General features: G+C 37.7%; 20 protein-coding genes. 2 read left to right on the forward strand and 18 right to left on the reverse strand.

The genetic code is table 11. The features are described 5' to 3' along the window. Positions 1 to 1079: 1079 nt before the first annotated feature. The 17 genes from ndk to sleB all read right to left on the reverse strand — a co-directional run bounded on the left by ndk (position 1080) and on the right by sleB (position 17003). On the reverse strand, positions 1080 to 1496 hold the full coding sequence (ndk, locus tag LS41612_RS15635; protein WP_024364284.1) for a nucleoside-diphosphate kinase: 417 nt from the start codon (positions 1494 to 1496) through the stop codon (positions 1080 to 1082). An 86-nt stretch (positions 1497 to 1582) separates the two neighbouring features. Next, on the reverse strand, positions 1583 to 2557 hold the full coding sequence (gene hepT / locus LS41612_RS15640) for a heptaprenyl diphosphate synthase component II (RefSeq protein ID WP_024364285.1): 975 nt from the start codon (positions 2555 to 2557) through the stop codon (positions 1583 to 1585). Positions 2558 to 2576: 19 nt separating this feature from the next. Beyond that, complete coding sequence (locus tag LS41612_RS15645) at positions 2577 to 3281, reverse strand: demethylmenaquinone methyltransferase (protein ID WP_024364286.1); 705 nt, start codon at positions 3279 to 3281, stop codon at positions 2577 to 2579. A gap of 16 nt (positions 3282 to 3297) precedes the next feature. Beyond that, positions 3298 to 4065 (reverse strand): heptaprenyl diphosphate synthase component 1, encoded by a 768-nt coding sequence (locus tag LS41612_RS15650; protein ID WP_024364287.1) that lies wholly within the window; start codon positions 4063 to 4065, stop codon positions 3298 to 3300. Between the two features lie 312 nt (positions 4066 to 4377). Beyond that, positions 4378 to 4596 (reverse strand): trp RNA-binding attenuation protein MtrB, encoded by a 219-nt coding sequence (gene mtrB / locus LS41612_RS15655; protein WP_010858802.1) that lies wholly within the window; start codon positions 4594 to 4596, stop codon positions 4378 to 4380. Positions 4597 to 4659: 63 nt separating this feature from the next. Then, entirely contained in the window at positions 4660 to 5229 is a 570-nt protein-coding gene (gene folE / locus LS41612_RS15660) for a GTP cyclohydrolase I FolE (RefSeq protein WP_024364288.1), read from the reverse strand. A 460-nt stretch (positions 5230 to 5689) separates the two neighbouring features. Next, positions 5690 to 5962, reverse strand: a complete 273-nt coding sequence (hbs, locus tag LS41612_RS15665) for a non-specific DNA-binding protein Hbs (protein WP_004232618.1) — start codon at positions 5960 to 5962, stop codon at positions 5690 to 5692. 199 nt (positions 5963 to 6161) lie between these two features. Then, complete coding sequence (spoIVA, locus tag LS41612_RS15670) at positions 6162 to 7640, reverse strand: stage IV sporulation protein A (RefSeq protein ID WP_024364289.1); 1479 nt, start codon at positions 7638 to 7640, stop codon at positions 6162 to 6164. Positions 7641 to 7784: 144 nt separating this feature from the next. Beyond that, entirely contained in the window at positions 7785 to 8573 is a 789-nt protein-coding gene (locus tag LS41612_RS15675) for a YphF family lipoprotein (protein WP_024364290.1), read from the reverse strand. A gap of 18 nt (positions 8574 to 8591) precedes the next feature. Then, positions 8592 to 8801, reverse strand: coding sequence for a DUF2768 domain-containing protein (locus tag LS41612_RS15680; RefSeq protein WP_024364291.1), 210 nt, complete (start codon positions 8799 to 8801; stop codon positions 8592 to 8594). Positions 8802 to 9216: 415 nt separating this feature from the next. Further along, positions 9217 to 10233, reverse strand: coding sequence for an NAD(P)H-dependent glycerol-3-phosphate dehydrogenase (locus tag LS41612_RS15685; RefSeq protein ID WP_024364292.1), 1017 nt, complete (start codon positions 10231 to 10233; stop codon positions 9217 to 9219). A gap of 157 nt (positions 10234 to 10390) precedes the next feature. Next, on the reverse strand, positions 10391 to 11701 hold the full coding sequence (gene der / locus LS41612_RS15690; protein ID WP_024364293.1) for a ribosome biogenesis GTPase Der: 1311 nt from the start codon (positions 11699 to 11701) through the stop codon (positions 10391 to 10393). A gap of 435 nt (positions 11702 to 12136) precedes the next feature. Continuing rightward, positions 12137 to 13273, reverse strand: coding sequence for a 30S ribosomal protein S1 (gene rpsA / locus LS41612_RS15695; RefSeq protein ID WP_024364294.1), 1137 nt, complete (start codon positions 13271 to 13273; stop codon positions 12137 to 12139). Between the two features lie 102 nt (positions 13274 to 13375). Next, the gene (gene cmk, locus LS41612_RS15700) at positions 13376 to 14050 is read right to left on the reverse strand and encodes a (d)CMP kinase (protein ID WP_024364295.1); all 675 of its coding nucleotides are present in this window, start codon (positions 14048 to 14050) and stop codon (positions 13376 to 13378) included. Positions 14051 to 14133: 83 nt separating this feature from the next. Further along, positions 14134 to 14793, reverse strand: coding sequence for a flagellar brake protein (locus LS41612_RS15705; protein ID WP_024364296.1), 660 nt, complete (start codon positions 14791 to 14793; stop codon positions 14134 to 14136). A gap of 86 nt (positions 14794 to 14879) precedes the next feature. Continuing rightward, on the reverse strand, positions 14880 to 16154 hold the full coding sequence (locus tag LS41612_RS15710) for a PepSY1/2 domain-containing protein (RefSeq protein WP_036205511.1): 1275 nt from the start codon (positions 16152 to 16154) through the stop codon (positions 14880 to 14882). 24 nt (positions 16155 to 16178) lie between these two features. Then, entirely contained in the window at positions 16179 to 17003 is an 825-nt protein-coding gene (gene sleB, locus LS41612_RS15715; protein WP_024364298.1) for a spore cortex-lytic enzyme, read from the reverse strand. A gap of 371 nt (positions 17004 to 17374) precedes the next feature. Between sleB and LS41612_RS15720 the strand changes: the two genes are divergently transcribed. Next, a complete protein-coding gene (locus LS41612_RS15720) occupies positions 17375 to 18724 on the forward strand; it encodes an IS1182 family transposase (RefSeq protein WP_105928905.1) in 1350 nt (449 codons plus the stop codon). A gap of 152 nt (positions 18725 to 18876) precedes the next feature. Here the strand turns inward: LS41612_RS15720 and prsW are convergent, their stop codons facing one another. Beyond that, a complete protein-coding gene (gene prsW / locus LS41612_RS15725; protein ID WP_024362348.1) occupies positions 18877 to 19551 on the reverse strand; it encodes a glutamic-type intramembrane protease PrsW in 675 nt (224 codons plus the stop codon). Positions 19552 to 19633: 82 nt separating this feature from the next. On the opposite strand from prsW, the gene LS41612_RS15730 reads away from it, so the two are divergent. Next, complete coding sequence (locus LS41612_RS15730) at positions 19634 to 20602, forward strand: asparaginase (RefSeq protein ID WP_024362349.1); 969 nt, start codon at positions 19634 to 19636, stop codon at positions 20600 to 20602. Positions 20603 to 20629: the final 27 nt, after the last annotated feature.

A 20629-nucleotide genomic window follows, 5' to 3' on the forward strand; every position in this document is an offset into this window, starting at 1 on the left:
ATGATAAATGATAGCTCAAACATATATTGTTTAATTTTAATTCGGTGAAAAGTTTGTACATAGTGATTGTTATGAAATAGGTAAGCTTCCTAACGTCCATTGAAACAAGCCCAAGCAAAATCTATCAACTCTTGCAAGCTCGTTAAAGGACTCTATAAGCTTGCTACCATTGTTGTTGTAAGCTGGCTGACTCAAAGTTGAAAGAATAGCACTTTGTTACACGCCTTATTACCACCATGAGCTTGTGTTCGCTTTGTCGCTTTATATTTATTCATTAATCTTATTCATATAGAAAAGCACACCAACTTAATGATAGGCTACCGCAATCCCATCATAATCTGTTTTATAATCTCGCACTTCTACACACCCATTAATTCAACTGAATTGAGGGAATCTTTCTTCAAGAAATTATTTATCAGGTCGATAACGATAATAATGTTTAAATATAAAATCAAACGCAACCCCATGGTTGATTTATCCAAAAGCAATAACACTAATGCTAACTCTTTTTCTGTAGCAGCTTCCTTAACGCTTGAATTTACTTTTATTTTGATGTTTGTCCAAAACTTTGAGTGTATATCCAGCCATTATCGTAACACTTGCTTAAAACGGCTTAAACGACCATATAAAGAAATGTCCTTCACAAATATTGATCAATTTTTCATTATTAATTTTATGTAGATATTCAACTTCGGTTACCTCAACAAAACGCTTAAAATTATAGTTATACCTATCAATTATCCTTGGTCTTAATCCGTTTAGTCACCACTGTTAATTTAAAATTTGTGTCGCGTATTGAATTGTTATATTTTTGTTGTCCAACTCATCAAAAGAATCCATTTTAACTATTGAGTTATTGATTTTTTTCACCATTGCTTTCTTTGGTGTTCTATTTCAGTTTTGCTAGTCAAAAAGCTTAAATCAATGTTTGCGTCCTTCACTTTATTGGGAGATTTTGACAAATAAAAAACCCCCTAACATTTTTTTGTTAGAAGGTAAAAGTCACATCGAAAAATAGATGATTTTTTTATTGAGTTCTATTCGTAGTTTTTTTCGCTACGCTTCTTAAGAAGTGCGAATTAAACTAAATCTTCACCGAAGAATAAACCGATTTCGCGCTCTGCAGATGCAAGAGAGTCAGAACCGTGGATGATGTTGTGAGATACAGTTGTAGCGTAGTCACCACGGATTGTACCTGGGTTAGATTCTTCTGGTTTCGTAGCACCCATCATTGTACGTGCAAGTTTGATTACGTTTTCGCCTTCCCATACCATAGCGAATACTGGACCAGAAGTGATGAAGTCTACTAATTCACCGAAGAATGGACGTTCAGCATGCTCAGCATAGTGTTTTTCAGCTAATTCTTGAGGAATTACCATTAATTTAGCGCCTTTTAATACAAAACCGCGACGTTCAAAACGGTCAACGATGTCACCTACTACTTGTCGTTCTACGCCATCAGGCTTAACCATTAAAAAAGTTTTTTCGATTGCCATGTTTAAAACACTCCTTAAATTCGTCTAACAGGTTTTACACCTACCGATAAATATTAACAAAAAATAAGCTTTAGCACAACAAAAAGCTAGAATTTACGCTTGCCCATAAACAAAGCGATGTCACGAAGCTTTTTCTTAATTGGATGTTTTGGTAAAGCATCTATTTCTTGTAAAGCTTTTTTCAAATACTTATCACTCATTTTATTAGCTTGTGTAATTGCGTCAGATTTACGCACATATTGCAACATATTTTGGCGCTCAAGCTCCGTTAATGTCCCTGCAAACACTTTTGCTAAGTAAGGTTGCATTTGTGGATCATCTTTTAATAACAAAATCGGCAAGGTAATATTGCCTTGCAATAAGTCACTACCTGCTGGCTTCCCTAATTCTTTATCTGTCGCCATAATATCTAATACATCATCGATTATTTGAAAGCTCATACCAACAAAGTAGCCAAAGCGTTTCAAATGGCTTACTGTTTTTGCATCAACACCTGCTGCCACTGCACCAATCTCACAACTTGAAGAAATAAGTAATGCCGTTTTTCGTTTAATACGTCTGAAGTAATCCTTTAAGCCCTGATCCAATCTAAACTTGTCCTCAATTTGTATCACTTCGCCATTGCAAATTTCTACCATTGTACGTGCCAAAATTTGATGAACAAGTGGATCCTCTAGCTTTGTGATGTACTCAAGTGCACGTGCAAAAATAAAATCGCCCGTGTACATTGCTACTCTGTTATTCCATTGGGATTTGACAGTTGGACGTCCTCGTCGCATATCGGAATCATCAATCACATCATCATGCACTAGCGACGCCATGTGAATGAGCTCTAAAGGCACAGCCACATTTTTCATCTTTTCGATATCATAATCGCCAAATTTTGCGCCAAGCAACACAAAGATTGGTCGGATTCGTTTGCCACCAGCTTGTAATAAATGGAGAGAAGCATCGTTAATTAAATGCGAAGACGAATTCACCGCTTTTTCTAATTCTTGTTCGATGATATCAATATCTGACTTCAAATCGGAATAGAGTAGTTTTAACTTCATCTTTTCCACGCTTGAAAACCTTCCCCCATTAACGTACCTTTTTAAAGCCCATATGCATTGCCGCAGCACCGCCACTGTATGCTTTGTACGTTACTTTTTCTAAACCTGCCTGTTCAAACATTGCCGCTAGCTTCTTCATACCTGGGAAATCATTTGCAGATTCCTGTAACCAAGAATACTCTTTATAACTTTTCGCAAAAATTTTACCAAATATCGGCATAATATATTTAAAATAAAAACGGAATAGTTGTCGATAGCCAGGTATTTCTGATTGAGATGTTTCTAAACATACAACCATGCCCCCCGGTTTTACAACACGATTCATTTCTTTTAACACTTGTAAATAATCAGGAACATTGCGTAGACCAAAACCAATCGTCACATAATCAAATGTATTGTCTGGAAATGGTAATTCCATTGCATTTCCTTGTATCAGTTCAATTTGTGGGTAAGGCGTTATTTTTTTTTCGCCCACTTGCAGCATGTTATGACTGAAATCCAGTCCCTTAACTTCGCCACTTTCTCCAACTGCTTCAGCTAGTGCAATTGTCCAGTCAGCTGTGCCACAACAAACATCTAGCGCTTTCGATCCAGGCTTGACAGCCATGCGCTTCATCGTATCGTTGCGCCAACCTACATGCATTTGGAAGCTAATTACACCATTCATTTTGTCATAGCTTTCAGAAATACTTTCAAATACTTCGTGAACGTGCTCTTCTTTTGATTTAGCCATTTTAGAAAAACCTCTCTTATCCGTTTGTAGAAGCAATCGATGCATCTACACGTGCTTGTAGAGCTTGTTTCACATCACTTTGTAAAAATGATGCTTGTGCTATTACTTGCAACAGCTCTGTTTTTAAGCGGGCAATTTTATCTTGTAAGACGCTATTGAAGGTCGCGCCTGTCTGTAATGCACTTTGTTCCAGCACTTTACTCATCAATGATTTTTGTCCACGTTGATACATAGCCCATTCTCTTTCTAATCGTAAGATCAATAAGCTCTTCTCCATTATTGGAATATAATGATGCAATGCATAAAGCTCAAAAAATTTCGCAATTAAACCTGACTCGATATTGCTAATTGAAGAACACCATTGTTCCACTGTACGCTGTTTTGCCTCATACACTTTTATTTGATGTTCGCAACGTGACACGATACCTTGTGATAAATTCCGAATTAATGCGACATTTCCCGACATTGCTAAAATTTCATAATACCGGCCACTATAAAAATCCCCAGCCAAAACGGTTAGCTGCTGTTCCTTTGAAGTGGCATCTAATTCTTTTATATGATCATGTGCCGCTAACGCTGCATATACAATTCCAACAGTTATTGCAGCTTCCCTTTGCTCTTGTTGCCACTCTTCTCCATTCAAGAAGGGCACTAACAAGTAAAACAGTTGATTTTCATCGAGCACAGGCGCTCCTGTGTATTTTTGCAAAGTTCTATGACGAACATCCATGAAAATCTCTGTTTTTAACTGTGCAATTGAATTTTGAATGTATGTTGCATTCATAGACCTTACTCCATTTCACTTTCAAATACGTTCATCATCAACATGACTTAACGCTTGCTTACTGAGTCATTATAGCATAAGCATCTATTCGGAATAAAAAGTTTTTGCTTTCACCAACACGAACGGGCAGTAGAACCCTACCACGGAAAGTACAAGAAAAAAATGGTAGGAAATCTACTTGCCCGTAAAAGCCAGTTTCACCAACACATATTACTTTTTTCATATGCATTTGGCACATCTGCAGATTATAACTAACCAGTCATCAGCACTGTATGTTGACTCTACCGACGGAAGCTAACTTACATGACTATGCTACTTTTTACCTTCACTTTGAATAACACCATGTGCTGTGTGGATTTGTGCTTTGCCACGAATTTTCATGGCAGAAGTATGCTCAGTAAATTGAGCAATCATTACTTCCCCTGCATCTAATTTTTCAGAATGATGGAATTTCGTATCCGTACCACGTGTTAACCCAATTACATGTACACCATCTTCTTCTGCCTGTATTACTATATAATCTTGCGCCATTGTCTGTACACTCCTTAAATCCGACAAATTCTTAGTCCATCATAACATAATTAGACATGCAGTTTAAGACATTTGAATAAATGACAAGACTTCTCTACGTTTTACCTCATCTTGTTCATAAATGCCACGTGCAACTGATGTAACCGTTTTAGATCCAGGCTTTTTCAGTCCACGCATAGTCATACACATATGTTCTGCTTCAATAACGACATAAACACCTTTAGGAGATAGCATTTCCATAATCGTGTCGGCTACTGATGATGTAATCCGTTCTTGTAATTGCGGACGACGTGCAATCGTTTCCACTGCGCGACCTAATTTACTTAGGCCCGCTACAATGCCGTCGTTTGGTATGTAAGCTACATGTGCTTTGCCGTAAAATGGCACTAGATGATGCTCACACATTGAGTAAAATGGGATATCCTTTACAAGCACTAGTTCTTCATGATCCTCATGGAAAACCGTTTTAAAATAATCTTTTGCATCTTCATGTAAGCCACTAAACATTTCAGCATACATTTTAGCAACGCGTTTTGGTGTATCGAGTAATCCTTCACGATTCACATCTTCGCCCACAGCTTCTAAAATCATTTTCACTGCTTGTTCTATTTTCAATAAATCTACATTCGACATTCGTAAAAACCCTCCTGCGTATCAAAACATTACACATTTCCCTATGCATCGTAGCATATCCAAAAGTTAAGCGCAAAACGACTTACTTGAATTAAAAGAAATTCAACATAACTTCTGTAATTAGGCATTAACTGCCGTCTTTGTTTCCAAATTTTATATTCAAGTTTGCTCAAAAAGTCATCTTAAAATCCATGCTATCCTTCTAGAGCATTTAACATAAATCAATCTTTGATGGAATGCTTGCTCTTATCCGTTCCTATTTGGCATTTATCCTCATTTTTAGTAATAAGGGACTTGTGGTGAAGCAAGTCATAGTTGTCGTTCATTATGCTATGTATACAAATCTTAGTAAAACGATTTCATGTATTACTGCTATAAGTCATTTTATAAATTAAGTTAAAAAGAGCAGCCCTCATGCTCGTTTACATGAAGACTGCTCTATGTAACTACTAGACGTGTATTATTTTACAGCATCTTTAAGCGCTTTACCTGGTTTGAAAGCAGGTACCTTGCTAGCAGCGATTTCGATTTCTTTACCAGTTTGTGGGTTACGACCTTTACGAGCCGCACGTTCACGTACTTCAAAGTTACCAAAACCAATTAATTGTACTTTGTCACCCTTTGCAAGAGCATCTTGAATTGTATCAAATACAGCTTCAACTGCTTTAGAAGCGTCTTTTTTAGAAAGACCTGCAGCTTCAGCAACAGAGTTTACTAATTCTGTTTTATTCACACCATTCACCTCCTCTCAAAGGGTCATGAACCAATTCTGTAAAAAGAGTAACACATAGAAAACCACGACGCAACTGTATTCATTCATGATTATAACCAAAAAATGCGTTTTTCACGCAAAAAACAAAAATAACAGGACTTTTCGCATAAATACGAATAGTCCTGCACTATTTTTTTGCTCAGTATTTTCCATTTTATCTCTATAAAATAAATGTCACTAATCCTCTATCACCTTCATTCACCATACGCTCAATTGTTTGACGCATACGTTTTTTAGCTGTAGGTGGTACTGCATTCATTTTATAACGTATGCCCTCTTTTAACACTTCATGCAATGGCGTACCGAAAAGTTGTGTTTGCCAAAGCGCATCACGATCATGTAAATAAGCATGGTTTAAATCTTTTAATAACTGCTGACTGTGGAATTCAGAACCAATAAGTGGCGCAAATTCTGATTCCATATCAACACGAATAATATGATAGGATGGCGCTTTTGCTTTCATCCGTACGCCGTAGAAATTATTTTGCTTAATTAGTTCTGGAGCAGTTGGTTCGAATTCTTGCATCATTGGCAATGTTACGCCATAACCACTATTATCTGCTTCAGTAATGGCATCTTTAAAGCGTTTTTGGGCTTCTTTTGCTTCAGCAGCCTCTTTAATAAATAGCAGCCAATCGCGCTTTGTTTCAATCGGCTCTTCCAACCATTCATTACAAACAGCTTTATATAATTCACCTTGTAATGACACGCGAATAACCGCTGTACCGATTCCTGAATCGACATGTACCACTTCACTTTGATCGATAAAATCAATCGCTTTAAAGGCATCAGAAGCTTGTTGCACGTCCCTAATTTTCATCACAGACGAAAGCACTTCTTCCATCGAATCAATTAATGCCACGTTTAGTGGGTGAGTAGCATCAAGGACATCGAGCCAATCTGGTTTTTCAACCTCAATCGTCCGAATCGGAAACTCAAATAGTGCCTCTTGTAAAATATATTGAATATCAGAAGCACGCATTTGATCGATTGAAATCGCAATTACCGGAACATTATATCGTTCAAATAGCTCATTTCGAAGCTGTACCGTTTCTTCTCTTGCCGGCATTTGACAATTTAACACAATAACAAAAGGCTTGCCAATTTCGGTTAATTGCGCAACAATCTCTTCTTCCGCTTTTTCAGCTGCACGACGGCTGATGCCATTTACTGTTCCATCTGTTGTCACAACAATCCCGATATTCGCATGGTCACGAATCACTTTATCTGTGCCAATTTTCGCTGCTTCTTGGAAAGGAATTGGCTCAGTATGCCAAGGCGTATGCACGTATTTCGGACCATTTTCATCCTCATAGCCCTTTGTACCTTCAATCACATAACCAACGCAATCTGCTAAACGAATTTGGAATGTCATTTCATCTTCGCCAACCGCAATACGAGTCGCTTGAGCAGGCACAAACTTCGGCTCAGCAGTCATGATAACTGGGCCTGGCGAGCTTTGTGGCAGCTCGTCCTGTGCTCGCATTCTTTCTGTATCATCCACAATATTCGGCAATACTACAGCTTCCATTACTTTTTTTACAAATGTTGATTTACCTACCCGAACTGGACCAACAACACCAATATAAACATCGCCATTTGTGCGCTCTGCAATTTCTTTAAATACTGCTTCACTCAAGGTTTCTGCCTCCTTTATCTACGCTTTTTCACTATATGCGCCCATGCAGATAAATATGAAAATGTATGAGAATTGTTTGAGTGACTGGCACATAAAAAAAATCCCCAATCATTAGACCAACATCTAATGATTGGGGTGAAAAATTTATTTTGAATCCGTAGCTTTGCTTTCTTTCTCTTGCGCGGCTTTAGCTTCTTCTTTAGCTTTTTTGACGTCTGCATTATAAGCATCCATCATATAAGTTGGCTCTCCATTTTCATCCACAGTATATGGCACTGAATAAGCTGGAACAACAGGATACTTTTCGACAAGCAATTGACGAATATCATCACCTGGTTTCACATCTGGCTTGTCTTCTTTTAAAAGTTGGCCTAAATCAATAGAATAATCCACATGCATTTCGCCATCACCAGTCATAAAAATTGGTAATTCAGCACCTGAATATGGACTTTTCACCGTCACTTCTGATTTATAGCCTAATTTTTCAAAGTTAATTTGATACACATTATCGGCAATTGCCCCCTTTGTCGGGATATATTGCGTACCCAATTTTCGAATATTAATCTCTCGCATGCGCTCAGCAGAGTTTAAGTCTACTAACTTAACTTCAGCACTGTTTTCCGGATCCCAAATAATGTATTGATAAATACCGCCCTTTTCATAGGCATTTCCAGGAATTTGAGCGATATATTTTGGCATAAGTTTTTCAAAATCGATTAAATATTTTATATAAATATCTGTATCCATTTCACTGTTTTTAATTGGCACAAGGCCACCAGTCGCTTCACGATATTCATTGACAGCACGTTGTACGGCTGCTAACTGGTCGACATCTGGCACTTGGTTTGCGGCTTTTTCTTCCTCAGGATAGGCACAGCCACCTAACAAGACGGCAATTGCCACTGTTAAAAGAAAAGCATTTAGTTTTTTCATAACACGTTCTTCCTCCTTTTAAGGCCATGTGGCAATAATCAGTACCATTAAAAATGTTCCAAGTCCAAACAGTATGTATGCTAATAAATTTACGATTGTACGTAAAAAACCATTTGAAATTTTATTGCGGCCTAAATAAATTAAACCCACCGACAAAATCATAAAGCCGATACAATAAAAAGATACCCACATGACATCTAGTGCAGGCATATGTGCTAACGGACCCATTTTCGTCTACCACCTTTCTTCAATGACACGAGACAATCAACGTTTATTATACTATGGGCAACTTCAAAAAAGAAATGGCGCTGTAGCAAAAAAGAAAATAGCCTAACGACTTTAGTGAAAATACTATTTTTTTGATATACTTATAAAATCCAAGAAATGTACTACAGAAATAAGAAGATAGCTATATTCAATTATATACCCATGGAAATTATAACATATATTTACTAAATAGAGAGAGGATTATAAACATTAAAAGGACTTTTTGCATAATTGTATTATGAGAAAAGTACTAAAAACAATATTTCTCTTTTGTCATTTAAATTAAAAAAGGTATCTCACAGTGTGTCTGAGATACCTTTTTGTGTCCATTTCATGACAAATTCTTGCTGTTTAATAAAATGAAAGTTACGGTAATTTAATGCATCATTTCGTCAATTTCACGCTTTTTCATACGCATCATTAATGCATCAACCGCCACTTTTGGTTCTACATCGTTGAACAATACACCATAAAGTTCTGTTGAAATAGGCATTGCGACATTATATTTTTCTGCTAATTGATAGGCTGCCTTTGTTGTTCGTACGCCTTCCACTACCATACCCATTTGATCGAGTACTTCTGGCAGTTTCATACCCTTACCTAACATATTTCCAGCACGCCAATTACGAGAATGCACGCTTGTACATGTAACGATTAAATCCCCCATACCTGTCAGCCCCGCGAATGTAAATGGATTTCCGCCCATTTTGACACCTAAGCGCGTAATTTCAGCGAGTCCACGTGTAATTAGTGCCGCTTTTGCATTATCACCATAATTTAGCCCGTCTGTAATGCCTGCCGCTAACGCAATCACGTTTTTTAACGCCCCACCCATTTCTACGCCTATAACATCCTCATTCGTATAAACGCGGAAAAATTGATTCATAAACAAATCTTGGACTTTTTCAGCTGCTTCAATATTGGCACAAGCTGCCGTAATCGTTGTCGGATGATGTAATACGACTTCTTCTGCATGACTTGGCCCCGAAAGTACTACAATGTCTTCGATAAATTCAGTTGGCAAGCTTTCAGCCAAAATTTCAGATATACGTTTTAATGAATCAGGCTCAATTCCCTTTGATACATGGACAAATAATACTTTTTGATCTAACGTAGCAGTCATCTTTTCACAAACTTCTCGAATAGCCTTCGTTGGCACTGCTACAATTATTGTATTGGAGTGAGCTACTGCCTTTGCAATATCATTCGTTGCATGTAAATTCTCCGGTAATAGCGTTTCAGGTAAATACTTTTTATTTGTATGTTGCGTATTCATTTCTTCAGCCTGATCTGCTCTATGCGTCCAGACAAGCGTATCATGTCCATTTTCCGCAAGTACCATTGCTAGTGCCGATCCCCATGAGCCTGCTCCTAGAACACAAACTCGTTCCATTGTTATTCCCCCTTTTAATTCCTACAGGTTAATTGCTAAAGGTCCATATGCATGCTAGACATATTTTAACCAATTAGTGATTTAGCCTAATCCTTTGAAAAAAGACGCCACCCAACAACAATTGTCGGGTTGGCGTACTGAAGTGTAATATTTTAAATTATGCACGTGCACGTGTAATTAAACGAATTGGCGTCCCTTCAAAATCGAATGTTTCACGAATTCTATTTTCTAAAAATCGCTCATAAGAGAAGTGCATTAATTCTGTTTCGTTGACGAATACGACAAACGTTGGTGGTTGAATCGCCACTTGAGTAGCATAGTAAATACGTAAACGGCGACCTTTGTCAGTCGGCGCTGGGTTACGTGCCACAGCATCTTCAATCACTTCATTCAGAATAGACGATTGAATACGCATTGCATGATTTTCACTTACGCGCTGCACAATCGGTAAAATTTGATGTACTCGTTGTTTTGTATTGGCTGATACGAAAATAATTGGAGCATAGTCTAAGAATAAAAAGTGCTCACGGATTTGCTGCGTAAAAACATTCATTGTTTTTTCGTCTTTTTCAATCGCGTCCCATTTGTTAACGACAATAACAATTGCTTTTCCAGCCTCATGTGCATAGCCTGCAATTTTTTTATCCTGTTCCTGAATGCCCTCTTCAGCATTCAGAACAACTAATACAACGTCAGAGCGTTCAATGGCACGTAGCGCACGTAACACAGAATATTTTTCTGTCGTTTCGTACACTTTTCCTTTTTTACGCATACCGGCTGTATCAATAATGACATATTCATGCCCATCATATTCGTAAGGTGTATCAATTGCATCTCGCGTTGTACCTGCAATGTTGCTGACAATAACGCGTTCTTGACCTAAAAAGGCATTGACTAGTGATGATTTTCCGACATTTGGACGACCAATTAAAGAGAATTTAATTACGTCATCGCCATATTGGTTTTCATCCTCTTGAGGGAAGTGTTTTGCACACTCATCTAATAAATCCCCTAAGCCTAAGCCATGAGAGCCTGAAATTGGCCAAGGTTCACCAAAGCCAAGTGCGTAAAAATCATAAATCATTTCACGCATGTCCGGATTATCAATTTTGTTGACAGCAAGAACGACAGGCTTTTTTGTTTTGTATAAAATTTTTGCAACTTGTTCATCTGCTGCTGTTACGCCTTCACGGCCATTCGTCATAAATATAATAACGTCTGCTTCTTCAATAGCGATCTCTGCTTGTTGACGAATTTGTTCTAAAAACGGCTCGTCTCCAATTTCGATACCACCTGTATCAATAATATTAAAATCATGTGTTAACCACTCTGCCGAACTATAAATACGGTCACGTGTTACTCCCGGAATATCTTCTACAATCGAGACACGTTCTCCAACGATACGATTAAAAATCGTCGACTTACCTACGTTCGGACGACCTACGATGGCTACTACTGGTTTCGTCATCTGTACTTCATCCTTCCAACTTCTTATCTTTCGCTATTATACACGAAAAATGCCATTATATCATAACATATCCATCGAGGAGAGTACTTTTTACTTTTCTGCTCGACATAATCGTTGTTTTTTGTCCCAACGTGCTCTTTATTCCTCGTATTATTCACCTATTTATTTTCCTTTGCGCACGTGCCATTTCGCTTAGTATCACCAAATCGGCAAATTAACATGTAAACAAAATAAGCCCCACCAAATAGGCTTCTGTAGGCAGCAAACTAGACATGGCTTCACTCATTTATTAGGCAAATGCCATGGATAGAAGCTCTTACTCGCTCACTAGAAGCGCAGTGATGGGGCTTGCATAGTTACATTCCTATGTAGCTTAATTATCATATGATGACAGACGAAAGCGAGGATACAACATCATATCCTCGCATGTCATGATTATTTAAAGTTTTTCAGTTGATCGCCGATGACATCACCAAGAGAGAAACCTGTGTTTTCTTCTGGTAATTCATAATCGATTACTTCTTCTGCCTCTGGATTTTCCAATAAATCTTTTATACTTAATGCTAGACGACCTTCGTCAACGTTAACATCCAGCACCTTCACCTGTACTTCTTGCGCTTCTTTTAACGCTTCATGTGGTGTATTAATATGTTTATGCGCAATTTGCGATATATGCACTAAGCCTTCCACACCAGGGAACACTTCTACAAAAGCACCAAACGATGTAAGGCGTTTGACTTTCCCTACAAGTATTGTGCCTTTCGCTGCACGCTCTTCAATATTCGACCAAGGTCCAGGAATTGTTTCCTTAATGGATAATGAGATACGTTCATTCTCTGGATCTACCGACAGAACTTTTACCTTCACTTCTTGTCCTTCTGATAAAACCTCACTGACATCACTTACATGCTCATGTGATACTTGTGAAATATGAACAAGGCCATCGATACCACCAAGGTCAATAAATGCACCAAACGATGCTATACGTTGCACTTTACCGTCTAATACATCACCAGCTTTAATTTGGTTAATGACATTTTTCTTCTGAGATGCTTTCTCAGATTCAACTACAGCTCGATGTGATAAAATTAAGCGGTTTTTTTCTTTATCTAGCTCAACAATTTTAAAGCTTAATATTTTCCCTTTATAATCTTCAAAATCATCAACAAAATAATCTTCTACTAAGGATGCCGGAACGAAGCCACGAACTCCTAAATCAACAACAAGACCACCTTTAACAATATCCTTTACTTCCGCTTCGAAAACTTCCTCAGCAGTAAATTGTTGTTCAAGTGTATCCCATGCTTTTAAGGCATCTACTTTACGTTTTGATAATACATAGTTTCCTTCTTCAACTTTTGTAATCATCAATTCTAACTCATCCCCAACGGAGATTGCGTCAGACGCTTTTTCAATGTGTAAGCTCGATAATTCACTTATTGGTACGATACCGTCAAACGGTGCACCTGGAATTGAAACAGTTACCGCTTTTTCATCAACCTGCTCTGCAATACCTTTGACGATATCACCTTCGTTAAACGTTTGTTCTGCATAGTTCATTTCTTCAGACATATGTAACCCTCCTTCGCATCTTCCCTTACTATTTTATTCGATATTGAAGACAAAGACAAAAATAAATCCTTTAAATTCAAAAAATGTCTGAAATTTTAGGATTTATACCATTTTTTCTTGTGCTAATTTTAAAATGGCCTGTGCTGCGGCATCAATTGATAGCTCCGTTGTGTCTAAAAATATAGCATCCGCTGCTTGAATCAGTGGTGATGCTTCGCGCTCACTGTCCATTTTGTCGCGCAAAGCAATCTCTTCTTGGAGCATTTCTATTGAAGACGCGATCCCTCTTTTTTCATTGTCAATAAAACGACGTCTTGCACGTTCTTCTACAGTAGCAGACATGAAGATTTTGAGTTCAGCATTTTTTAACACATGCGTCGCAATATCCCGTCCATCCATCACAACACCACCATTTGCAGCAAGTTTTTGTTGCTGTGCGACCAACAATTCACGTACTTTGGCATGTGCTGCTACTTGTGAAACAGATGATGTCACTTCGTTAGAGCGTATTGCATCTGATACGTTTTCGCCGTCTAAAAAAACAAGTTGACCTTGAGGAGATGGCTTTAATTCAATTGAGCTAACGGCTAACATTTCTGCTAATTTTGCTTCATCATCTAAATGTATGTTTTGTTGCATCGCTTTATACGTAACTGCTCGATACATTGCACCCGTATCGATATACGTGAATCCTAGTGATTCTGCAACGATTTTCGCGATTGTACTTTTCCCAGCTCCTGCAGGTCCGTCAATCGCAATTTGAATGTTTTTGTTCATTATGCTTCCCTACTTTCTTTCACACCATATTGTATCATACTAACAAAAAAAAGCCCTCTATTTACAAGAGGGCTACTGTGATTTTAATCATCGAAAGGATTTAATTCTTTACGGCGATTGACTAGCTGACGTTCGAAGCAGAAACGTACAATATGTTGTTGATCGATATCATCCGTATCTGTTAACTGAATGGTAGCAATTGTCTTATCTTCTTTTTCAAATATCTTAACAACAGTAGCTTCTGTTACGACATAAATGACATCTCCATTGGCAAATGGTAAGACAATCGTTAACTTAACATCATCATCGTCTTTGAAAGCTACATCACCTTTCAAAATTAGTGCAATACCACCCGCACTGATATCCGCTGTGACTAATTGATACTTAAATTCATTAAATTGAACTGCCACATCAACAGGTGTTTCAACACGAACATATTCACGGCGTTGAATTTTAATAAAATCATCTTCTTGAGGGCAATGCAACATAATCATCGGTATATTGCCCGCCTTGCGTCCTATTACTTCTGTATTGAATGCATAGGAAAGCTTATCCTCTGTTCGAAAGGTTGCCCTAAATTCTGAACCATCTATTAAAAAAGCGGTTTTCTTTGTTACTACATTTGTTGGATAGTCAATATAAAGAATATTGTCTTTTTGTTCAACTACTTTACAGCGGAATTTCTCTATACGTTCTGTATAAGTAGGTTCTAGTTGTAATAGTGTTCCAATTTTTATTTCCATGAGCATCTCCCCGAACAATATATATACCTCCATTATCGCATGGGATGTAAATTTTGGCTATATGAACTGGGAGCTTTTTCTTTATCTTAGGTTAAATATTCTACTTTTAAAACATTGTGATTTTCAGCATCAATGACAATACGGAATGTTTCTTGCGTCTGTTCATCTCGAACGGCTATCACTTCATAGCAAAGTCGTTGCTCGAATTGTCCATTATCCGTATAAATATTTTTCACTTCTTCCACACGCACATTATTATCAAAGAAAGATTTCCAATCAATTGGATTGGCCTTTTGAGGTTTGATTGATTCTTCTTGGATATATTCCATTGCATTGGCACCTAGTAATTCCCCAGTATCTTTTGCAATTTTTAACTGAACACCATCCGCATAGATTAATGCATTATCACCAGGATGAACGCGTGCAAATGTAACATGCCATGCTAAATGATTTTCACGTGCTTCAACATAAGCAACATCTTTCATTTCCAATCGCTTTAAATGTTCTTCAGCTTTTTTAATTATTTCATCTTGGGAAAGTTTTGCTTCATCCACAGGACGTTCCACTAAATAGGACAGTAAATGTCCTCCTTTTTCAGTTAAATCTACATAGCCTAAGCGAATTCCTTGGTGGAACTGTATGTGATAAAACGGATACGGTGCGGTATCACTACTTTTGGTCACAGTAAATGTAGCATCTTTAATAAGCGGGAATAAATATTTTACTTTTTCCAATGCTTCTTTTTCCGTAATAACTGAATCTTGTAACGCTTTTAATTCTATTTTCTTTTGCCAATCTGCTTCACTTAAAGTAAGCGGGAAATCACTTTCACCATAATCTTTTAGTGTTTTTTGAATATTATCGAAAGAGGTATTAGGATTTTTATTGTCTACTTGACGCATCCAAACATCCATTTTTCCATCTTGCTTGTAGTAATCAACCGTTGCTGTCGTCCACTCGTCAGATAAAGCTTGTAAATTCGTAGAAATTTGCGGCATTTTTTCTCGCCATGCTTCATAATCCCCCGATTTTGCTGTTTTCTTTGCTTCATCTCCTAGTTTTCCCAAATAACCTAGCCACTGATTAGAAAGTTCTTGCCCAATTGGAATATTCGCTATAGAAGAACGTACTTCAGAGCTTAGTCGCCAAATAGAATCTAACTCACTATCGATCGCCTGTTCATCCTTAAATAATAAGGATTGTGAAACGGCTCTTTGTAAGTATGATAATTTTTCAGAAGCGTCCGTTAATTTTTCTGTATACTGCGCATGTACAGTACGTTGTAAACTTTCTTTATCGCCATGTAAATCAATGCTATAGGCACCCAAACCAATTACTGCTATTGTTAAAATAACGAGCATTGTTCTCAATTGTTTTCCTCCTTTCTATGAACAGAAAATATGCTCACCTATTTGTTTTATTTGAGGACGAGTCCAAATCCACTTACTTGTTGCTGTTTTTGGATTAAAGTAATACAGGGCATTTTCCGATGGATCCCAGCCATTCATAGCATCAATGACCGCTTCCTTTGCACGTTGGTTCGGCTCTAACCAAATTTGTCCATCTGCTACTGCTGTAAATGCTAATGGTTGGAATATAATACCTGATATTGTGTTAGGGAAATCAGGGCTTTCTAGTCGATTTAAAATAACTGCTGCTACAGCAACTTGCCCCTCATAAGGTTCTCCCCTCGCTTCTCCGTAAACGGCATTAGCGATTAGCTGTAAATCTCGCTCTGTATACTTTGGTGGAATTTGTGTATCGGTACCATTACTATTGCTGCTACCACTGCTGTCACCACGATTTGCTGTACTGCCTCCACCACTATTTTTCACCTGTTGATCAAGAGGCACACCACCATAATAGGTAAATTGATTGCCTGCTTTTAATTGCGCTTTTACCCAATTCTCATCATAATCTGAATAGCCAGCTAACGCTTTTTTCGTCTTTGCCCCCGCTATTCCATCAATCGGCAATCCATATTTTTCTTGGAAATTTCGCAGTGCCCAATACGTGTTGTAGCCAAATTTCCCATCAATTTTACTTTTATAAAATCCTAAGTATTGTAGTCTAGCTTGCAGCTCAATCACGTCATCTCCATAAGCACCACGAGCAATCTGTTGATCGCTAAACGCTATGGCGTCATTTTGCGGTATCGAGACTATACTAATCGCAAATAGGAAAGCAAAAAGTATGCTTAATAAACGCACAATCATCACTCCTTTTTTTTATAGCTTGAAACAAAAGACACTTTTTATACATTGATAAAAAAGAAAAAAACGTAGAAATCATTTTTAGATTTCTACGTTTCAGACTGTAGACAAACTCGAAAAATTTCGAGTTTGCCTACAGTCTTTTTTCATTTTAAGATAAAAATAGATGTCTACTCCTGTTGATTTCCGCTACGTTCGGGCGCTTTCCGCGGGCACATCGTAAGCCGCAACCCTCGCTAACGCGCGGTCTGTTGCGTCTTACGTACTGTGCGTTCCCGCAGGAGTCGCCCGCCCTTCGCTCCAATCAACTTGATATGAATTGCTATCAATCAACTATAAATAAAATAATCTATTTGAGGTGATGGAAAATGATGTCGAAAAATCAAATCAATGAACGTGAACAATTAGAAATACTGACAATTGACCAATTGGTGCCACAAGACCATTTAGTCCGAAAACTAGAGGCAGCGATTGATTTTTCGTTTATCTATCCATTAGTGGAAAACCTCTATTCATCTTTAGGGCGTCCAAGTATTGACCCTGTTGTTCTCTTTAAAATGACCTTTATTCAATATGTTTTCGGTATTCGCTCAATGCGTCAAACTATTAAAGAAATTGAAACGAACATGGCCTATCGTTGGTTTTTAGGATTTGGCTTCCATACAGAAGTTCCACACTTCTCTACCTTCGGTAAAAATTATGCGCGACGGTTTCAAGACACAGATGTGTTTGAACAAATTTTCTATCGTATTCTAAAAGAAATTATGAAGAAGGGTCTCCTGCATGCAGACCATGTATTTATTGATTCCACGCATGTAAAGGCAAGCGCTAATAAGCGAAAGTATGATAAAAAAGTCGTTCGAAAAGAAACACGTGCTTATGAAGAGAAACTTCAACTGGAATTAAATATTGATCGTGAGGAACACGGAAAAAAACCCTTCCCTCCAGAGAGATTTGAAAAAGACGAATGGAAAGAAATCAAGGAAAGTACGACAGACCCAGAGAGTGGTTATTATGTTAAGGATGAACGGACTAAGCAGTTTGCGTATTCATTTCATGCAGCGACAGATGAAAAAGGTTTTGTATTAGGTACGATTGTGACTCCAGGAAATGTGCACGATAGCTATGTATTGCAGCCACTTGTTGAAAAAATCATTAAAAAAGTGAAAAAGCCATTAGCGATTGCTGCGGATGCTGCTTATAAAACACCTGCCATCACTAACTTTTTATTAGAGAATCAAATGTTACCTGTTCTCCCTTATACACGTCCTAAAACAAAGGATGGTTTCTTTCGAAAGCATGAATACGTGTACGATGAGTACTATAATTGTTATCTTTGCCCACAAGGGCAGGTATTGAAATATACGACAACCACAAAGGAAGGGTATCGCCAATATAAATCGAATCCAACGATTTGTGCTAATTGCCCCTTGCTATCACAATGTACAGAAAGCAAGAATCATCAAAAACTTATTCAACGTCATATCTGGGAAACATATATGGAAGAAGCTGAACATTTACGCCATTCATATGCTATTAAACAAATTTATGCAAAGCGCAAAGAAACGATTGAACGTGTCTTTGCAGATGCAAAAGAAAAGCATGGTATGCGATGGACAACCTTAAGGGGTCTTAAAAAATTGTCCATGCAGGCGATGCTTACTTTTGCTGCCATGAACTTGAAAAAGCTTGCTACTTGGACATGGCAAGCTGCTTAAGGAGAATAGATATGCTCAAAGAGTATGGTCAACTCGGCAGTGAAATCTAATTATTTACTATAAAAAATGACAAAAGGCATCAAGGTTAAAACTTCTTGATGCCTTTTGTCGACAATCTGAAACGTAGAAATCATTTTTAGATTTCTACGTTTTTATATTTTTTTATGCATATGCAAATGTTGGACAAGATGATAGTGCGCTAGCTTTACTTTACGTAAGCCAAACCACCATAAAAATAACATAAACGGTATCATTAAATATACCCAATGCCCTTTAAATGATAATATTGTATTGTATAAAATGTGTAATACTACCGGTGCGCAAATGGCCATTGCAATCATTTCTTTCGTCTTTGCATTTTTTGAAAATTTAGCACGTCCATAGTAATAGCCCATTACTACACCGAACAGAGCATGACTGGATACGGGTAATAACGCGCGCATAAAGGCCGTGTTTAAACCGAAAGAAAATAAATATAATATATTTTCTATCGTAGCAAATCCAAGAGATATACTCGCACCGTACAATATACCATCATAAGGATCATCAAATTCCACATGATTGTAAATAGCTATTAACAGAACAAACCATTTAAAAAACTCTTCAATGACACTTGAAAAAAGGACATCTTGTAAATAAAGATATCGAAAAACTCCCTCCTCCGTTAATACATATTGTAAAAACAAGATAGGGAAAGTTAGAAAAGCACCATACAAAAACGTTTGAAGTAAAGTTCTTCTTGGCTCCGTTGCCATTTGATTGCGCAAATAGAAGTAACTAAAAAGCGCTAGACCGGGAGCAATGGCAGCTGATAAAAGAATGATCATGTTGCCGGCTCCTTTCAACAATAGACTGATTTCATTATACCATGTAATGACAAAAAAACTTTTTAAAAGGAGATATATTTTTATGAAAAAAACAATTTTATTAATTCATACGGGTGGCACAATTTCCATGGCAATGAGTGATGAAGGTGCGGTGATGCCTAACAAGGAAAATCCATTAATAAAAGAGAGTAAAAAACTTGATACACTGGCATCTATAAAAGAAGTGGAGGCGTTTAATCTTCCTTCACCACATATAACACCAAAAGAAATGCTTCATTTACGTAACTTAATTATGGAAAAAACTTCAACAGAACATTTTGATGGTGTGGTCATTACACACGGCACAGATACTTTAGAAGAAACAGCCTATTTTTTAGAGTTAACAACCAATTTATCCATTCCAATTGTCTTAACAGGTGCAATGCGCTCCTCCAATGAGCTAGGTGCTGATGGCATATACAATTTAGTGGAAGCTGTTCGTGTAGCGATAGATGCTGAAGCAAAAGACAAAGGTGTGCTAGTTGTGATGAACGATGAAGTCCATTTGGCTGTCAACACAACAAAAACGAGTACGAGCTCAGTCAATACATTTCAATCCCCACAATACGGCCCAATTGGACTTATTACAAAAACACGTATTCTGTTTCATCATGCCCCGATTCGTCGCCAATATGTAGATGTAAAAGGCTTAACAAAACGAGTAGCGATGTTGAAAGTATATGCGGGAATGGAAGTTGATTTACTTGATGTGGTCCTCGCCTGCCAATATGATGGTGTTGTACTTGAAGGACTTGGACAAGGCAATGTACCACCAACAGTTGTAAAAGGCATTGAAAGTCTATTGGAACGAGGTATTCCGGTCGTTTTAGTTTCTAGATGCTTCAATGGCATCGCAGAAGGCGTATACGGCTACATTGGTGGTGGTAAAATGCTGGAAGACTTAGGCGCCATTTTCGCCACAGGTATTAACGGACAAAAAGCACGCTTAAAGTTACTAATCGGTTTAAATACAGCAGGGAATCCTTTAGACTTAAAAGAGTTTTTCCAGTAATAGTACTGCCCCAATTGTTAGACACCA

Origin of the sequence: Lysinibacillus sphaericus (assembly GCF_002982115.1) — a bacterium.
GTDB lineage: Bacteria > Bacillota > Bacilli > Bacillales_A > Planococcaceae > Lysinibacillus > Lysinibacillus sphaericus.